Annotated in this window: 14 protein-coding genes; 13 read left to right on the top strand and 1 reads right to left on the bottom strand. The window is 71.6% G+C overall.

Annotated elements, in window-relative coordinates; translation table 11 throughout:
* Positions 1-4: 4 nt before the first annotated feature.
* Positions 5-3106: an AfsR/SARP family transcriptional regulator gene (locus SRB17_RS20000; RefSeq protein WP_323375972.1), complete on the bottom strand. Its 3102-nt coding sequence runs from the start codon at positions 3104-3106 to the stop codon at positions 5-7.
* Positions 3107-3403: 297 nt separating this feature from the next.
* Here SRB17_RS20000 and SRB17_RS19995 point away from each other — a divergent pair, with 297 nt between their 5' ends.
* The 13 genes from SRB17_RS19995 to SRB17_RS19935 are packed head-to-tail and all read left to right on the top strand — an operon-like array spanning position 3404 to position 16213.
* Positions 3404-3592, top strand: a complete 189-nt coding sequence (locus SRB17_RS19995) for a lysine biosynthesis protein LysW (RefSeq protein WP_153540539.1) — start codon at positions 3404-3406, stop codon at positions 3590-3592.
* Positions 3589-4458, top strand: a complete 870-nt coding sequence (locus SRB17_RS19990; RefSeq protein WP_323375971.1) for a RimK family alpha-L-glutamate ligase — start codon at positions 3589-3591, stop codon at positions 4456-4458. Before SRB17_RS19995 ends, SRB17_RS19990 begins: the two co-directional genes overlap by 4 nt.
* A gap of 14 nt (positions 4459-4472) precedes the next feature.
* Positions 4473-5102 carry a DegT/DnrJ/EryC1/StrS family aminotransferase gene (locus SRB17_RS19985; protein WP_153540537.1) on the top strand — a complete coding sequence of 210 codons (630 nt, stop codon included), beginning with the start codon at positions 4473-4475 and terminating at the stop codon, positions 5100-5102.
* Complete coding sequence (locus SRB17_RS19980; RefSeq protein WP_153540535.1) at positions 5099-6418, top strand: DegT/DnrJ/EryC1/StrS family aminotransferase; 1320 nt, start codon at positions 5099-5101, stop codon at positions 6416-6418. The genes SRB17_RS19985 and SRB17_RS19980 overlap by 4 nt, the downstream gene beginning before the upstream one ends.
* Positions 6411-7478 (top strand): N-acetyl-gamma-glutamyl-phosphate reductase, encoded by a 1068-nt coding sequence (gene argC, locus SRB17_RS19975; RefSeq protein ID WP_153540533.1) that lies wholly within the window; start codon positions 6411-6413, stop codon positions 7476-7478. Before SRB17_RS19980 ends, argC begins: the two co-directional genes overlap by 8 nt.
* Positions 7475-9331: a M20/M25/M40 family metallo-hydrolase gene (locus SRB17_RS19970; protein ID WP_153540531.1), complete on the top strand. Its 1857-nt coding sequence runs from the start codon at positions 7475-7477 to the stop codon at positions 9329-9331. Before argC ends, SRB17_RS19970 begins: the two co-directional genes overlap by 4 nt.
* Positions 9328-10146 (top strand): 1-deoxy-D-xylulose-5-phosphate synthase N-terminal domain-containing protein, encoded by an 819-nt coding sequence (locus SRB17_RS19965; protein ID WP_153540529.1) that lies wholly within the window; start codon positions 9328-9330, stop codon positions 10144-10146. Before SRB17_RS19970 ends, SRB17_RS19965 begins: the two co-directional genes overlap by 4 nt.
* Complete coding sequence (locus SRB17_RS19960; protein WP_153540527.1) at positions 10143-11102, top strand: transketolase family protein; 960 nt, start codon at positions 10143-10145, stop codon at positions 11100-11102. Before SRB17_RS19965 ends, SRB17_RS19960 begins: the two co-directional genes overlap by 4 nt.
* Before the next feature lie 49 nt (positions 11103-11151).
* Entirely contained in the window at positions 11152-12414 is a 1263-nt protein-coding gene (locus tag SRB17_RS19955) for an ATP-grasp domain-containing protein (protein ID WP_153540525.1), read from the top strand.
* Positions 12411-13712: a hydrolase gene (locus SRB17_RS19950; RefSeq protein WP_323375970.1), complete on the top strand. Its 1302-nt coding sequence runs from the start codon at positions 12411-12413 to the stop codon at positions 13710-13712. Before SRB17_RS19955 ends, SRB17_RS19950 begins: the two co-directional genes overlap by 4 nt.
* The gene (locus tag SRB17_RS19945) at positions 13709-14956 is read left to right on the top strand and encodes an MFS transporter (RefSeq protein WP_153540521.1); all 1248 of its coding nucleotides are present in this window, start codon (positions 13709-13711) and stop codon (positions 14954-14956) included. Before SRB17_RS19950 ends, SRB17_RS19945 begins: the two co-directional genes overlap by 4 nt.
* Positions 14949-15917 (top strand): NAD-dependent epimerase/dehydratase family protein, encoded by a 969-nt coding sequence (locus tag SRB17_RS19940; protein WP_153540519.1) that lies wholly within the window; start codon positions 14949-14951, stop codon positions 15915-15917. Before SRB17_RS19945 ends, SRB17_RS19940 begins: the two co-directional genes overlap by 8 nt.
* Complete coding sequence (locus tag SRB17_RS19935; RefSeq protein WP_153540517.1) at positions 15917-16213, top strand: putative quinol monooxygenase; 297 nt, start codon at positions 15917-15919, stop codon at positions 16211-16213. Before SRB17_RS19940 ends, SRB17_RS19935 begins: the two co-directional genes overlap by 1 nt.
* Positions 16214-16293 lie beyond the last annotated feature (80 nt).

The raw sequence follows: 16293 nt of genomic DNA, 5'->3' as shown, positions 1-16293 counted from the left end.
CGAGCTACTGACCCATGTCCTGCGCCTGTGTGCCACAGCAAAAGGAACCAAGCGTGCAGCACACAGGCGCACGGTCGGAGGACCCCAGGATGGCTCGGGGAATGTTCATGGCAGCGAACAGTTCTTCGGCGCTGCGCAGATAATCCCGGGCGACTTCATGATTTCCCAGCAACTGCTCGGCTTTCGCCATGCCGTGCAGTCCCTGTGCCGTACCCATGCGGTATCCGATACCCAGCGCCCTCTGATGGGCACTTCGGTGCAGGCCGAGGGCCTTCTCGTGATTCCCGCCGCGCTGGTGGACCAGCCCCGCGATGTTCTCGACCTCGCACTGCCATGTCACCGTACCGAGGGGGCCGACGAGCGCGAGTGCCTGGTCGACGTACGTCATCACCTCGTCGCCCTGTCCGTTCCGCTGGTGCAGAACGGCGCGCAGCGCCAGTGACATGGCCCGGTTCCTGGGCATGGCGGAGTCCTCGCCGAGGGCCAAGGCCCGGTCGAGGTACCTCTGTGCCGACGCGTCGTCGCCCCCGTCCAGGTGGGCGATGACGAGGTCGTTGAGGGCGGCGACCTCGTGCTCCTGCTCTCCGACCTTCCGGCAGAGCATGACGGCGCGTTCCGCGGCGGCGATGGCCTCCGCGCTCCGGCCCTGCCACAGGTGCAGGGTGCTCAGGTTGCACAGCGCGATGGATTCCCGCCTGAGGTTTCCGAACTCGCGGTGCAGCCGGATGCCCCGCAGCAGGAGGTCGTATCCCTCGGACAGGCTGCCGAGCACGATGTGTGCCCAGCCGAGCAGGTCCAGGAAGGCCGCCTCGCTGATGGTGTCCCCGTGCGACCGGGCCACCCGCAGCCCTTCCTCCGCGACCTCCGTCGCCGACCGGAACTCTCCGAGTATCTGGTGCGCCGAGGCCAGGTTGGCCAGGCTCAGGCACAGAGCCTGGGTGTCCGCCGCCCGGCGGGCCGCCGACACTGCGACCTCCGCCAGCTCCCGGAAGTCACGGATGGCTCCCTGCGCGTGCAGGTGGAGCACCGTGTTCCTGGCCAGGTAGCTGGCCAGACGATGGAAGTCGTGTTTCTGTCCCAGCCGGACAGTGGCCTGCAGGCCCCTGCTCTCCCGGTCGTACCACCGGCGGGCGGTCTGCGCGTCGCGGAACGCGGGCAGCCCCGGCGCGTTGCCGGCCGGCGCGGACGCGTACTGGCGCAGCCCTGGAAAAAGGATTCTGCACGCCTCGTTGGTCGCCCGCAGGTAGTAGTTCATCAGCCGGCCGACCGCGGTGTCCTTCTCGTGCCGCACGGAGTCGTCCCAGAGGCTGAGGGCGAAGCTGCGGACGAGGTCGTGGAAGGAGTACCGCCCGGCCTCGTGCTGCTGGAGCAGCTGTGAGTCGAGCAGGTCTTCCAGCATCTGCTCCGCGTCCTTAGGCGTCATGTCCGTGAGGGCCGCGGCCGCGTGCGGGTCGAAGTTCGGCCCGGGATGTACCCCGAGGAGCCGGAACGCCCGGCGGTGCTGCTCACCCAGGGATTCGTAGGAGAGCTGGATGGTGGTGGCGACGCTGCGTTCGGTAGAGCGCAGCTCCGTGAGCAGGGCGTCCTCCTCGCGCAGCCGGTCGACGAAGTACTGCAGCGACCAGCGGGGGCGGTTGTGGAGCCTGGCGGTGGCGATGCGCAGGGCGAGCGGCAGGTGCCCGCAGAGCGTGGCCAGTGACTTCGCGGCCTCTGGATCGGCGGCCACGCGTTCCTCGCCGAGCGTCCGGGTGAGCAGCGTCGCGCTGTCCTGCGGCGGCAGTGTCCCAAGCGATATCCAGTGCGCCCCGTCGAGGTCGAGCAGTCGGCAGCGGCTGGCCACCAGGACCAGGCACTGGGGGGCGGCGGGCAGGAGCGGGCGTATCTGACAGGCGTCCGCCGCGTTGTCGAGAACGAGGAGCAGCCGCCGCGAGGCCGAGGTGGCCTGCCACATCGCGAGTCGGCTCCCGGTGTCGTCGGGGATGGCGTTGTCGGGTGTCCCCAGGGCGCGCAGCAGGATGCGCGTCGCCTCCTCGGGGGCGAGGGGCCGTTCCCCCGGGGTGAAGCCGCGCAGGTCGAGATAGAGCTGGCCGTCCGGGTACGAGGCGGCCAGGCGGTGGGCCGCACGCACGATGAGGGTGGTCTTGCCGACGCCGCCCATACCGTCGACGGCGACGATCCGCACTCCTTCGCCGGCCTGGCCCCGCTCGAGCAGGCGCCCGAGTTCCAGCTGCCGCCCGGTGAAGTCCGGCAGGTCGTACGGCAGGGTGCACGGGGCGTTCTCGGCGGCACGCGGACCGTCCGACGGCTGCGGGGAGGAGGCCGGGTGCGGTGGTGCGGGCGTGTCCAGCTCGGGGCTGGCCCGAAGTATCTTCTCGAACAGGCCGGCCAGTTCGGGGCAGGGGCTGATCCCCAGCTCCTCCGCCAGCAGGTCCCGCACCGCGGCGTACTCGTGGAGCGCCTCCGCCTGCCGGCCGGCGCGGTACAGGGCGAGCATCAGCTGGGCGCGTAGCCCCTCGCGCAGCGGGTAGGCCTCGGCGAACTCGCGTATCTCGCTGACGAGTCCACCGTTCTCGCCCGTCTGGAGCCTGAGAGCGAACAGCTCCTCCACCGCGGCCAGGCGCCGTTCCTCCAGGACGGTGGACGCCGCGTCGAGGACCGGACCGCCCGTCCCGTTCAACACCGGGCCGCGCCACAGCGCCAGGGCCTTGCGCAGTTCCCCGGCCGCCGCGCCGAATTCTCCCTCGGCGCGGTCGGACGCGGCCTTCTGCACGTGCTGCGAGAAGACGTGCAGGTCGACCTGGAGCGGCTCTACGGCCCCGCGGTACCCGGCGTCCTCGGTCACGATCAGCGCCGGACCACCGGGCAGGCGCCGCCGGAGGTCGGCGATGGCTTTGCGGACCTGCTGCTTGGCGGTGTCGGGAGCGGTTTCGCCCCAGGCCGTCTCGATGAGGCGCTCGATGGGCACCGTCCGCCCGGGCTCCAGCAGCAGTGACGTCAGAATGCGCTCCTGAAGCGGGCCGCCGAGTCTGATCCGGTGCCCGTCGGTCAGGCATTCCAGAGACCCGAGAACGTTGAACCGCAGCCCGTGGTCTTGCCCATCCGTCACTGTGCGCCTGCCCCCCTGCGTGCCCCCCGGCGGTGCCTGGAAAGTACCAGGTCAAACCACTTGCGGAGATCAAGCTTAGGCGACCGCCGCAGCAAGCGGTACCTGCGCGGTAGGTGAGTGGTATCACCACCCGGCAGGCTCCTTGTCGCCATCGAAAGCGGCGCTCCTCCGTGCATCCCAAGGCATCCACAGGCGCCGGAGGGGCGGCGGACCCGGATGCGTGCGGACGAAATCCGTGCGCGAGCAACGGCGTCGAGACATCGTGCGACGCCATTTCCACGTAAAGGAGTCATCAGCATGACACTTGCGACTGCTGTCGCCGGCTGTCTCGTGTGCGACACCGAGTTCGAGGTGCGCGACGACTGGGAGAAGGGCGAGATCACCGAGTGCGCGGCCTGCGGCCAAGAGCACGAGGTCGTCGAGAAGTCCGCGGCCGGCGTACGCCTCGACCTCGCCCCTGAGGTGGAAGAGGACTGGGGCGAGTGACAGCCTCCGACCAGGTCCTGCTCTCGGTCACGATGCTGCGCCCGGAGGAGAAGCTGCTCCTCGCCGCGCTGCGTGACCAGGGTCTGACGGCGCGACCGCTGCTCATGGAGGATCTGGCCGAGGTCGTGGCGGGCCACACCGGCCCGCCCGCTCTCGCCCTGATCAGGAACCTCTCCCACCGGGACGCGATCAACGTCTCCCGCCGCCTGGAACACGCCGGCGTCCCCACCCTCAACCGCGCGGCGACGATCGAGACCTGCAACGACAAGGGACTGCAGGCGCTGCTCTTCGCGCGGCACGGCATCCCGCACCCCACCACCCGGCACGCCTTCAGCTTCGACCAGGTCCGCAAGACCGTCGCCGACCTGGGCATGCCCGCCGTGGTCAAGCCGGTCAGCGGCTCCTGGGGACGGGGGGTCAGCAAGATGACCCACGCCGACTGCGTGGAGGCGTGGGCCGCGGGCCGAGAGTCCGCCGACGCCACGGGCAAGCAGTTCCCCGTCGTCGTACAGGAGTACATCGACAAGCCCGGCCACGATCTGCGGGTGGTGGTCGTCGGGCGGACCCCGGTGGTGGCCATCCAGCGGGTGTCGGACGACTGGCGCACCAACACCCACCTGGGCGCCGAGGTCCGGCGCGTGGAGGTCACCGCGGTGATGGAGAAGCTCTGCGGCCAGGTCGTCGACGCCCTCGGCCCCGGCTTCTACGGGCTGGACCTGGTCGAAGACCGGTCCACGGGCGAACTGCTCGTGCTCGAAGTGAACGCCAACCCGGAATTCGCCCGTTCCTCCGCCCGGCACGGAGTGAACGTGGCCGGCCACCTCGCCGCCTACGTCGCCGAGGCCCTCACGGCCTCAGCCGTGTGACACGGAGAAGATCCATGGAACTGTTCGACACCGCAACGGTGCTCGCCCGCGTCCTCACCACCGGCGTGGTCATGAGCATCGAGAAGAGCGACCGGGAACTGCCCGGCCTCGAACGACTGCTGACCAAGCAGACCGGACGTACCCGAGCCGTCCTCGTGAACAGCCGCAGCGCCGCGATCCACACGGCGCTCGCCGGCCAGGGCATCGGACACGGTGACACCGTCGCCGTCCCCGAGCCGGACGCGGCCACCAGCCGCTTCCTCGACTGGCTCGGCGTCAGCGTCGCGGACCGGGGGCCGGCCGCGTACGACTACGTGTCGCTGGACTCCGCCAACGCCGACCGGCTGGCCGAGCTGACCCGGACCGCCACCGCCCCCGCCCTCGTCGTGGACCTCACCGGACTCGGCTTCGGGCCGGCCGCCGCCGTCCTCACCGACGACGACCGGGTCTGGGCCCGGGCCGAGCGGCTGAAGATCTTCGGCGCGTACGACCTGCGGACGATGTGGACGCAGGAGGAGGCCGACGCCTCCCTGGTGCCCGGCGTCCAGTTCAACTACCGGCTCAGCCCCCTCGTGGCCGCCTGCGTGCGGATGGCCCTGACCCAGGCGGCACGTCCCGCCACTCCCACCGGAGCGCGCTCATGATCACTGATTTCCCGGCAGCCCCGCTGCCCCTGCCCGACCCCGCCGAGGTCGACTCCGAACTCGCCGCCCTCGGCGGCGGGGCCGTGATCCCCAAGGCGTCGCGTCGCACCCTCTTCCCGGTCATCACCAAGGAAGACGTCTTCAACCTGATGCTGGCCCAGCGGCAGGCGCCCGAGAAAGTCGTCGCCGACTTCGCCGAGGCGTACCGCTCCTACGTCGGCGCGGCGCACGCGCTGCCCACCGCCAGCGGCACCTCCAGCCTGCACATGGCGCTGGTGGGTGCCGGTGTGCAGCCCGGCGACGAGGTCATCGTGCCGGCGTTCACCTTCATCGCGACCGCGCAGGCCGTCGTCGCCGCGCACGCCGTCCCCGTGTTCGTGGACATCGACCCGGTCACCTACTGCATGGACCCCAAGGCCGCGGCCGCCGCGATCACCGACCGCACCCGCGCGCTGATGCCGGTCCACGTGCACGGCCTGCCCGCCGACGTGTCCGCTCTGCGCGCCCTTGCCGACCGGCACGGCATCGCCCTGGTCGAGGACGCCTCGCACGCCCACTCCGCGAAGATCGGCGAGCAGGTGGCCGGCTCCTTCGGGGACGCCGCCGGCCAGAGCCTGATGGCCGACAAGAACTTCCCGCTCGGCGGCGAGGGCGGCATCGCGTTCTTTGCCACCAAGGAGAGCTACGAACGGGCCCGCGCCTACCTGGAGCGGCACGGCATCGACTACGGCATGTCGTGGGTCGCGGCGGCCTTCGGCGCCAGCCAGCTCAAGCGGCTGCCGTACTACGACGAGATCCGCGCCCGCAACGCCGCGCTGCTCGGCCACGCTCTGCGCGAGACCGGCCTGTTCACCCCGCCGCACGTACCCGACGGGCACGTCCACGCGTACAACATGTACCGCGTCACCCTGCACCCCGAGGCGGTGGGCCTGGACGACATCCCGGTGTTCGCGGTCAAGGAGGCCGTGCACGAGCTCCTGGTCGCCGAGGGCGTCCCGGCCCGCGAGTGGCAGAACACCCCGATCCCGTGCCACCTGCCCTTCCAGCACCGGGACGGCTTCGGCAACGGCTACCCGTTCACTCTCAACCCCGGTGCCGTGCGCGACCACCGGCCCGAGGACTTCCCGGTCACCCTCGGCATGCTCGACAGCACCCTCGTCCTCTGCCGCGAGCTGCGCTCCCCGGTGGAGTACGAGCGGATCCTGCGCTACGCCGACGCCTTCCGGAAGGTCGCCCGCCGTCCGGACGCCATCCGCAAGCTGGTCGAGACCCGCGACTACCGTCGCCCCTACGACAAGGCGGCCCGCCTTGGCTGACGCAGCGCACGAGAAGATACGCGTCGCCGTCCTCGGAGCCAGCGGCTACACCGGCGGTGAGGTGATCCGGCTGCTCCTGGAGCACCCGCGAGTGGAACTCGCGTTCCTCTCGGCGGAGCGCGCCGCGGGCACCACGGTCGGCAGCAGCCACCCCTGGCTGCGCAACCACCCTAAGGCGGCCGGCCTGACGTTCCAGCCGCTGGCCGGGCTCGCGGACACGGACACCGTCGATGTCGCCTTCGGCTGCCTGCCCACCGGCGCCCTGCCCGAGCAGCTGCCGCTGGTCGCCGACCGGGCCAAGCGCGTGCTGAACCTGGGCGGTGACTTCCGGCTGCGCGACGAGAAGCAGGTCAGCAAGCACTACCCGGGGACCGCGGCCCACCCGCCGCTGGAGGACTTCGCGTACTACGTGCCGGAGTTGAGCCCCGGCGTCCCCGACAGCCGGTTCGTCAGCCTGCCCGGGTGCATGGCCGTCACCACGATCTACGCCCTTTACCCGCTGTTCGCCGGCACCGAGCCACTGGTCTTGGACCGGGTGGTGGTCGACGCCAAGACCGGGTCCACCGGCGGCGGCCGCGGCGGCGGTGAGCAGCCGGCCGAGCGCAGCGGCAACTTCCGGGTGCACAAGCTGCACGGCCACCGGCACGCGCCGGAGGTTCAGCAGGCCCTCGCCGACTACACGGGCGCCACCGTCGACCTGCGGTTCTCCACGCACAGCCTGGACGTGGCGCGCGGCATCATGGTGACCGCCTACTCCGAGCTGCGGCCCGGGGTCAGCGCCCTCGACGTCAAGCGCGCCTACGCCAAGGCTTACGTCGGCAAGCCCTTCGTACGGGTGCGCCCGGCGCCCAAGGCGCCGCAGGACTTCCCCATGCTCAAGGCCGTCGCCGGCTCCAACGTCGCCGAGGTGGCGGTCGCCGTCCGCGACGGTCAGTGCGTCACAGTGGCCGCCCTGGACAACCTGATCAAGGGCGCGGCGGGCCAGGCCATCCAGGCCATGAACCTCATCCACGGCTTCGACGAGACGGCCGGGCTGCCGATCACGGCGGTGTCGCCATGACCCGACCGCTGTATGTCATCAAGGTCGGCAGCGCCACGCTCGACCGCGAGACCGTCCACAAGGAGATCGCCGACGTCGTCACGCGGGGCGCCCGCGTGCTCCTGGTGGCCGGCGGGGCCACGGGCATCGAACGCCACTACGCGGCCATCGGCCGCCCGGTCCCCACGCTCCGGCTGACGGGCGGCGACGTGGTGCGCTACTGCCCGCCCGAGGAGATGGACCACCTGGTCGACGCCTACGAGCGGGTGACCCTGCCCGCAGTGGCGCACGGCCTGCGGGCCCTCGGCCTGAAGGCGTTCACGGCCGTCGCCGCCCGCAACGGCCTGGTCGTCGGCCGGGCCAACCGCCCGCTGAAGGCGGTGTCGGCCGAGGGCCGCCCGATCGTAGTCCGTGACCACCGGGCGGGCGTGCCGGCCGAGGCCGACACCGAGGCGCTGAACGCGCTGCTCGACGCGTACGACGTGGTCTGCCTGTCCCCGCCGGTCGCGGACCGGGACGGCGGCGCCGCGCTGAACGTGGACGCCGACGTGCTGGCCGCGGTGCTCGCGGTGGCCCTGGACGCCGACCACCTCCGGCTGGTCACCGGCACCGCCGGACTGCTGACCGACCCGGCCGACCCGGACTCCACGCTGACCGACGCCTACCCGGGCGACGGCGCACGGTACGCCGGCGGGCGCATGCGCCAGAAGGTGCGCGCGGCCGAGATCGCCTTGGAGGGCAGCGGCGCCGACGTGGCCATCACCGGTCCCCACACCATGAGCGAAGCCTCGGGCTGGACCCGGTTCTGGCGCACCCGGGGGCCCGCCGACGACCTCGACCTGCTCACCCACGCGGTCTGCGTGCCGTCGGTCTCCGGCGACGAGGCGGAACTCGCCTCCTGTCTCGCCGAGTGGTGCCGGGGGCGAGGCATCGAGGCCCGTATCGACGCGGCGGGCAACCTCGTCGCGTCCCGGGGCACCGGCTCCCGCCGGCTGCTGCTCCTGGGCCACCTCGACACGGTCCCGCACCGCTGGCCCGCCGAGTGGCGCGACGGTGAGCTGTGGGGGCGCGGCAGCGTCGACGCCAAGGGCAGTCTCGCCGCCTTCCTGGAAGTGCTGGCGGACGCGGACGTACCCGAGGACGACCAGCTGGTCGTGGTCGGAGCGGTCGAGGAGGAGATCTCCTCCTCGAAGGGGGCGTTCCACGTACGGGACCACTACCCGGCCGACGCGGTCGTCATCGGCGAACCCAGCGGCTCGCAGAAGCTGACCCTCGGCTACTTCGGGCTCTTCAAACTGGCGGTGACCGCCTCCGTGCCCACTGGCCACTCGGCCGGCCTGGACGCGGTGTCGGCCCCGGACCGCCTGACCCGCGTCCTCGGTGAGATCCGCGCGTCGGTGCTCGCCGAGGCACCAGAGGCGCTCAGCGCGGTCATCGACATCAAGTGCGAGCGCGGACGCGAGCGCGACCGGGCGCACGGCATCCTCAACTTCCGGGTGCCGCCGGGAGCCGATCTCGACGCGCTGCGCACCGCCGCGCTCCAGCACGCCGGTGACGGCGTCGACATCGAGGTGCTGCGTGCCACCCCTGGCCACCAGGGCGGCCGTTCGGGCCCGCTGGCCAAGGCGTTCACCCGGGCCTTCGCCGCAGCCGGGATCAAGCCGCGCTTCGTGGTGAAGAAGGGCACGTCGGACATGAACACCCTGGCGACCACCTGGCACGACGTGCCGATGGTGGCGTACGGGCCGGGCGACTCCGTCCTCGACCACACCGACGAGGAACGCATCGGCGGCGAGGAGTACCGGGCCGCCCGCGCACTGCTCGCCGCCGCGGTGGACCGCTGGTTCGCCCTTCCGGAAGGGAGCCGCCGATGACCGCCGTACTCGACACCCCCACGGCCGCCGGGACGGTCGTGTCCACCCTGGCGAAGCGGTCCCTGCAGGCCCGACGGCTGGTCGTCGACATGGCAGCGTCCGAGCGCGGCTGCCACCTGGGCGGCAGCCTGTCGGTGCTCGACATCCTGGTCGCCGCCCTGCACCGGGCCTCCGCCGGGGACGGCACGGAGGTCGTGCTGAGCAAGGGGCACGCCGCCGCGGGCCTGTACGCCGCGCTGTACGTCAGCGGCATGCTGCCGGAGAACCCGGCACCGCTGTACGGCCGGGCGGGCCGGCCCTACACCGGCCATCCGGGCCCCAAGGTGCCCGGTGTGCGGTTCCCCACCGGGAGCCTCGGGCACGGCGTGCCGTACGCGGCGGGCTGGGCCCTGGCCCGCCGGATCGGCGGGCTCAGCGGCCTGGGCATCGCCGTCGCGGGCGACGGCGAGTTGCAGGAAGGGCTGGTCTGGGAGGCCTGCCAGGTGGCGGCGGCGCAGGAGCTGAGCAACTTCGTCCTCGTCGTGGACCGCAACGGCGGGCAGAATGACGGACTCGTCGCGGACATCTCGCCGCTGCCCGGACTCACAGAGCGGTTCGCTGCCTTCGGGTTCGAGGTCGTGGAGGCGGACGGGCACGACCTCGTGGCGCTGTCCGAGCTGTTCGCCGGGGACCGGTCGGCCGCACGCCGCCCTCTCGCCGTCGTCGCCCACACCGTCAAGGGCAAGGGCGTGCCAGCCGTTGAGGGCAGAGCGGGTTCGCACTACGTGACCATCGACGCCGCCCGCGCCGCGAAGTGGAAGCGAGCGATCCGATGACTCTCTCCGGCCGTGACGCCTACCGCGACGAGCTGACCGCGCTCGCCGCCGAAGACCCCTCCCTCGTCTGCCTGGAGGCGGACCTGGGCGGCAAGAACCACCCCTTCCAGACCGCGCACCCGGACCGGTTCTTCAACGTGGGGATCGCCGAGGGCGCCATGATCGACATGGCGGCGGGGCTGGCCGCCGGCGGCTACAAGCCCTTCGTCAGCACCTTCGCCCCCTTCGCGGCGCTGCGGGCCGCGGAGAGCCTGAAGCTGACGCTGGGCTACCTGAACGCCGGGGTCACCGTCGTGGCACCGTACGCCGGCGTGTCCGGTGCCTGGTTCGGCACCACGCACCACTGCCTGGAGGACCTCGCGGTGCTCCGCAGCGTGCCTGGTGTGACCATCGCGGCCCCCTACGGCGAGGCCGAGATGCGCGCCGTGATCCGCTCCGCGGCCCGCAGCGGCAGGCCGCACTACATCCGCACGGGCCGCAACGCCGTGTACGAGTCGATGCCCGTGCCTGGCACCGGACTGCCGCCGGTCAACTGGGAGTCGGAGGGCGACCCCGACGACGTCTGCCTGGTGTCGGTGGGCGAGGAGGGCACCCGGCTGTCGCTGGCCGCCCGCTCCACCACCGGAGTCGCCCACGCCCACCTGGTGTACCTGGACCACGAGCACCTGGCCGAGTCGGCCGCGGAACTGGCGCGCCAGCACACCCGGTTCGTCGTCGTCGAGGAACACCGCAGCCAGGGCGGAGTGGCCGAGGCGCTGGCGCTGGCGCTGCCCAGCTGCGAGGTCACCTCGGTGGCGGCCGGCCGGCAGTGGCCCTCGACCGGCGGCGACCACCAGGAGGTCATGGCGACGCTCGGCCTCGATCTGCCCGCAGTGCTCGCGGCCGTGGCGAGGGCGCGGCGCGGCCGGCCGACAGCCATGGCCGCCGGCCGGCACGCCCGCGCTTGCGTCCGCTGAACCCGCCGTCCCGGGCCGCCCCCCACCCCCAGGAACCTACGGAGTGAACATGCACATCCTGATGATCGAATGCAACCCCAACGGCATCGCCGGCATCGCCAACGCCCTGGAACTGGGCCACGACGTCACGCTGGTGTCGGTGGACCCCGACTTCTACCTCGGCGTCTCCCCGCTGACTGAAGCCGCCTACGCCCACCCGAACTGCCGGGTGGTCAAGAGCGAACAGGCCTTCTCCATCGAGGAGCTGACGACGCTGGCGCGCCGGCTGCATGAGGAGAACCCCGTCCACGGGGTGACCACCTACAGCGAGTACCACACCGTCCACACGGCCGCCGTCGCCGAGGCGCTCGGCCTGCCCGGCATGAGCGTCGAGGGCGCCCGCAACGCCCGGCACAAGCACCTCACCCGCCTCACCCTGGACGGCACCGGGGTCCGCCAGCCGCGCTTCGCGCACGTCGCCGACGCCGACGACCCCGCAGCCGTCGAGGCCGCCGTCCGGGAGATCGGCTTCCCCTGCGTGGTCAAGCCCTCCGACGGCACGGCGAGCCTGCACGTGCTCCACCTGAAGGACGAGGACGACCTGCGCGCCTACCTCGCCGACCTGGCGGACGTCGCCGACTACGGGCGCGGCGTGCGGCGCATCCCGGACGTGCTGATCGAGGAGTTCGTCACCGGCGAGCTGATCTCGGTCGAGTCCTGCGTCCTCGGCAAGGGCGAGGTGGTCAACCTCGGCCTGACCGACCGTCCGCTCAGCGGCTTCCCGTACTTCATCGAGATGGGTGCCACCTACTTCAGCGGACACCCGCTCCAGGACGAGCTGTTCGCCATGACCACCCGGGTGCTGAACGAGCTCGGCGTGGACTTCGGGTTCATCCACACCGAGTTCCTGCTCGGCCCGAGCGGCCCGGTGCTGTGCGAGGTCAACGGCCGTCTCATCGGCGGGATCGTGCCGACGCTGATGCAGCTCAGCTCCGGTGTCGACCCGTACCTTGAGGTCATCCGGCAGGCCCTCGGCGAGCGCCCCGAGCTGCCCTTCCCCGGCGAGACCACGGCCGGCGGCCACTGGTTCGGCGCCCCGGTCGCCGGCACGGTCGAGCACATCGGCTTCGACGCACTAAAGGACCTGCCCGGCTTCCACGACGCCCTCGCCTACAAGAAGCCCGGGACCGCGGTCACCCGCCTGTCCACCAGCAACTTCGACTGGATCGGACACGTCATCTTCACCGGAGCGGACCGCACCGAGGTCAACAAGCGGTGCGAGGAGGCGCTGGACCTGATCGACCTCAGGATGAAGGTCGAGGTCGCCCGGTGAGCCGCCAGGAACTGTCCGGCGTCGCCGTCCCCAGCCTCGACGCCGGCACGGTCTTCGACGTCACTGTCGAGGACGGTCTCTTCACCCGCATCGAGCCCACCGGGACCCGCCGCGGAGGCGAGACGGAGCTGTGGCCCGGCTACACCGAGACCCACGCCCACGTGTCGCTCCCCGCCAACTGGGACGACACGGCCGACGACCCGCGGATCGTCGCGCTGCAGTACGTCTACCACGGCGTCACCCACGTGGTGGACATGTTCGGCTTCCCGCTGGTGGCCGATGCCTGGGCGACCGGGCGCGCGGCCTCCGCGGTGCCCTACCCCGAGATCGTCCACTGCGGCTACGCGGTCACCGCGACGACGAACGCCGCCGGTCTCAACGGCCACGGCGTGGAGTTCCCGGCCCCCGTGTACATGATCGCCACCGAGGCCGACCTGGAACACGCGATACGGTCGAACGTCGAACGCGGCGGCACCTTCCTCAAGGTGATGTTCACGGACGGCACCGAACAGCCGGACAGCCCGGTGAAGTTCTCCCGGCTGTCCCGCCGGGTGCTGGAGTTCACCGCCCGGATCGCCGCCGAGCGTGGCCTCACCGCGGTCATCGACTGCAACACCCTCCAGGAGACCCGCTGGGCCTACGAGTGCGGCTTCCGCCTCTTCGCCCACAGCGTGCGCGACCGGACGCTCGACGCGGCCGACTGGAAGGAGTTCGAGGGTGCCCGTTTCGTCTCCACCCTGGCCGGCCTGCGTCCGATGGTCATGACGGGCGAGGAGTTCGAGGCGGAGTACGGGCGCGAGGGCTTCGCCGAGACCCAGGACGTGCGCAACCTGGAGTTCGCCCGCACCATCGAGAAGCCTTACGGCATCGAGTACGGCTGCCAGGAGACCCGTACGGCGGCACTGGCCGACATGCGCCGCAACGCCCTGGCCACCCTGGCGCAGGGCAGGTTGCTGATCGGTACCGACTCCGGCAACACGGGCGCCTACCACGGTTACTCCTTCCTGAGCGAACTGGACCTGCTGCGCGGCGACGACGCCTCGCTCGACGAACGGCTGCGCCACCAGGCGACGGTCGGGGGCCGCCGCTACTTCGACGAACTGAGCGGCGACAAGCGCGACATCCACCCGCTGAGCGTCGGCGAGGCCGCCACCTACAACCTGCACGCTCCGGGCCGGCCGCTGTCCGCCCTCCCGCTGCGCACGGCCGTCCGGGGTGTGCCGATCGACCGGCAGGCCGTCGCCCGCACCATCGCCGAGCTCCGTGCCGCGGGCGCGGACCGGAAGGAGGAGCGATGACCAGGGAACGCAGGCGCGCGCTCGTCGGGGTGGTCGGCGGCATCCTCCTGGCGAACACCGGGAGTTACATCTGGTTCCCCGTGCTCGTCGCCACCCTCGGCGGGTCCGACAGCGGGTTCTGGGCGGGCGTGGTCATGTGTATGACGTACGTCGGCCGGCTGCTCGCCACCTTCTGCTACGAGGGGGTCGCGGCACGCTCCGGTGTCCGTACGGCCGTGTTCCTTGGCACCGCGCTGGAAGCCGTGGCGCTCGGGCTGATGGGGTTCTTCGACGGCGTGCTCGCGTACAGCGTGCTGGCGTTCTTCATCGGCTTCGGCTCGGGGACCTCCTTCCCGGGCCTGAAGAACGTCCTGGTCTCCTTCCCCGAGGACGAACGGCCCAAGGCGTTCTCCGCGTTCCAGATGGCGGGGCAGGTCGGCCTCTTCGGCGGCGCGCTGCTGGGCGCCGTCCTGGCCGATGTGGAGCTGCGGACCCTGTTCACGGTGGTGTTCGTGTTCTTCGTCGGCTTCTGCCTGATCACCTCGGCGCTGATCCCCCGGGACGGCTCCGAGCGGGCGCCGGACACCGCGGGCGGACGCGTCCCGCTGTTCAGCCTGGCCGCGTTCAAGGGCATCGAGGTACGCGGCGCCACCCGCTACTTCCTGCTGTCCGCCGCGTTCTGGTTCCTGTCCCTGGGCTTCGTGGTCGGCATCCCGCTGCACATGGAGGAGTACGTCCCGGGGTGGGCCCCGTCCGCGCCGTTCTGGATCACCGGCCTGAGCATCCTGGTGCTCCAGTACCCGCTGTTCCAGCTGTTCAGCAAGCGGTTCAGCCCGGGGGCGGTCATGGCCGTCGGCCTGGCCGGAATGACCGTCGCGTTCCTCGCGTTCGGGGCCGGCCGCACCGCCCCCTGGGTCGTGGTCGGCTGTCTGACGGTCGTGCTCGGAGAGATCCTCTTCGTGCCGTCGTTCGACCTCTGGATCTCCCGCAGGGTGCCCGAGCACCGGCTGGCCAAGGCCATGGGCGCGATGCACTTCTTCCGCAGCGCGGGGAACATGGCCGGCTCCCTGGCCGCGGGCATCCTGTTCGACCTGTCGCGCTCCCTCGGCGTGGCGGGCGGCAACTGGTACGTCGCCGCCCTGCTGGCGGCGGGCTGCGCACTGGTCTGCCTGAGCGGTCGGCACTCCGGCGCGGCCGACGGCAGCCGGCGGACCGAGGACGCGGAAGCCACGGAGAACGAAGGAACAGTGAGAGAAAATGTCTGACATCTGCGTCATCGGGGGCACCCGGTTCTTCGGAAAGCTGCTGGTGCACAAGCTGTTGGCGGACGGGCACCGGGTCACCCTCGTCAACCGCGGGCAGACCCCCGACCCGTTCGGCGACGCGGTTCGGCGGCTGCGCGCCGACGTCAACGTCCCCGGCGAGCTGACCGCCGCGGTGGCAGGGGAACGGTTCGACGCCGTGATCCACCAGATGTGCTACACGCCGGGCGCGGCCGTCGAGGTGTGCGAGGCGTTCGGCGAACGGGCCGGGAAGATCGTCATGACCAGCACCATCGAGGTGTACAACAAGGACACCTTCCGCTGGCGGTTCCCGGCCCCGCCGTTCAGTGCCCGGGCCCGGGAGGAGGAACTCGACCCGGCGGACTACGACTTCGACACCACTCTGCCCTGGGACGCCCCCGGCTACCTGGACGCCCACTACGGCGAGGGCAAGCGCCAGGCCGAGGCCGCTCTTACGCGCTGCGCGAAGGTGCCGGTGCTGCTGGCCCGGGTCGCCCATGTGCTCGCCGCCGAGGGCGACTTCACCGGCCGACTCCGGTTCCACCTCGACCGGGTCCGGGCCGGACAGCCCGTCGTCGCCCACACGGCGCCTGGCCGTACGTCACTGGTACGGGCCGAGGAGGCCGCCGACTTCCTCGCCTGGGCGGCCCTCTCCGACGCCACCGGAGCGGTCAACGTCACCTCTCCGGACACCGCGGACGTCTACGACGTCTGCGCCGCGGTGGAGAGCGCCACCGGACTCACGGCCGACGTGATCGAGAAGGAGGACCCCTCCGGCGATCCCGGTCTGTCCCCGTTCTCCTGCCCGTCCGACTTCGGCATGGCGAGCGACCGGGCGGCGGCCCTCGGCCACCCCTTCACCCCGATCGCCCAGTGGCTCCCCACGGTCGCCCGTGACGCCCTCGCCGGCCCGGCCAGCCTCCCCCACTCCAAGGAGCAGTGATGTTCGACCTCCTCGTCATCGTCCGAGTGCCCGAGTCCGACGAGATCCCGGCGGTGGCCGACGCCCTGGCCCGGATGCGGCCCCTGTGTCTCGCCGAAGACGGCTGCGTCAGCTGGGAGGCATACCAGTCGCAGGACGACCCCAGCCGTTTCGTCCTCGTCGAGCGCTGGGCGAGCCGCGCCCACTGGGAGGCGCACGACTCCGGCGACGCCATCCAGAAGATCTACATCCCCGAGCTCCTGCCGCGCATCGAACGCGAGGTGCACCCGAGCAGTCCGGTGAGCAGCGCGCAGTAGCAGACGACAGGGCGACGGGGTGTGGGCCGCCTGCGCGGGCGGCCCCGTGCCCCGCCACGGGACCCGCCACTCGGCAGAGA

It is taken from the genome of Streptomyces sp. RB17 (genome assembly GCF_009604455.1).
Classification (GTDB): Bacteria; Actinomycetota; Actinomycetes; order Streptomycetales; family Streptomycetaceae; genus Streptomyces.
Note: the sequence above shows the minus strand (reverse complement) of the source record. Positions and strands in the feature narration are given on the sequence as shown.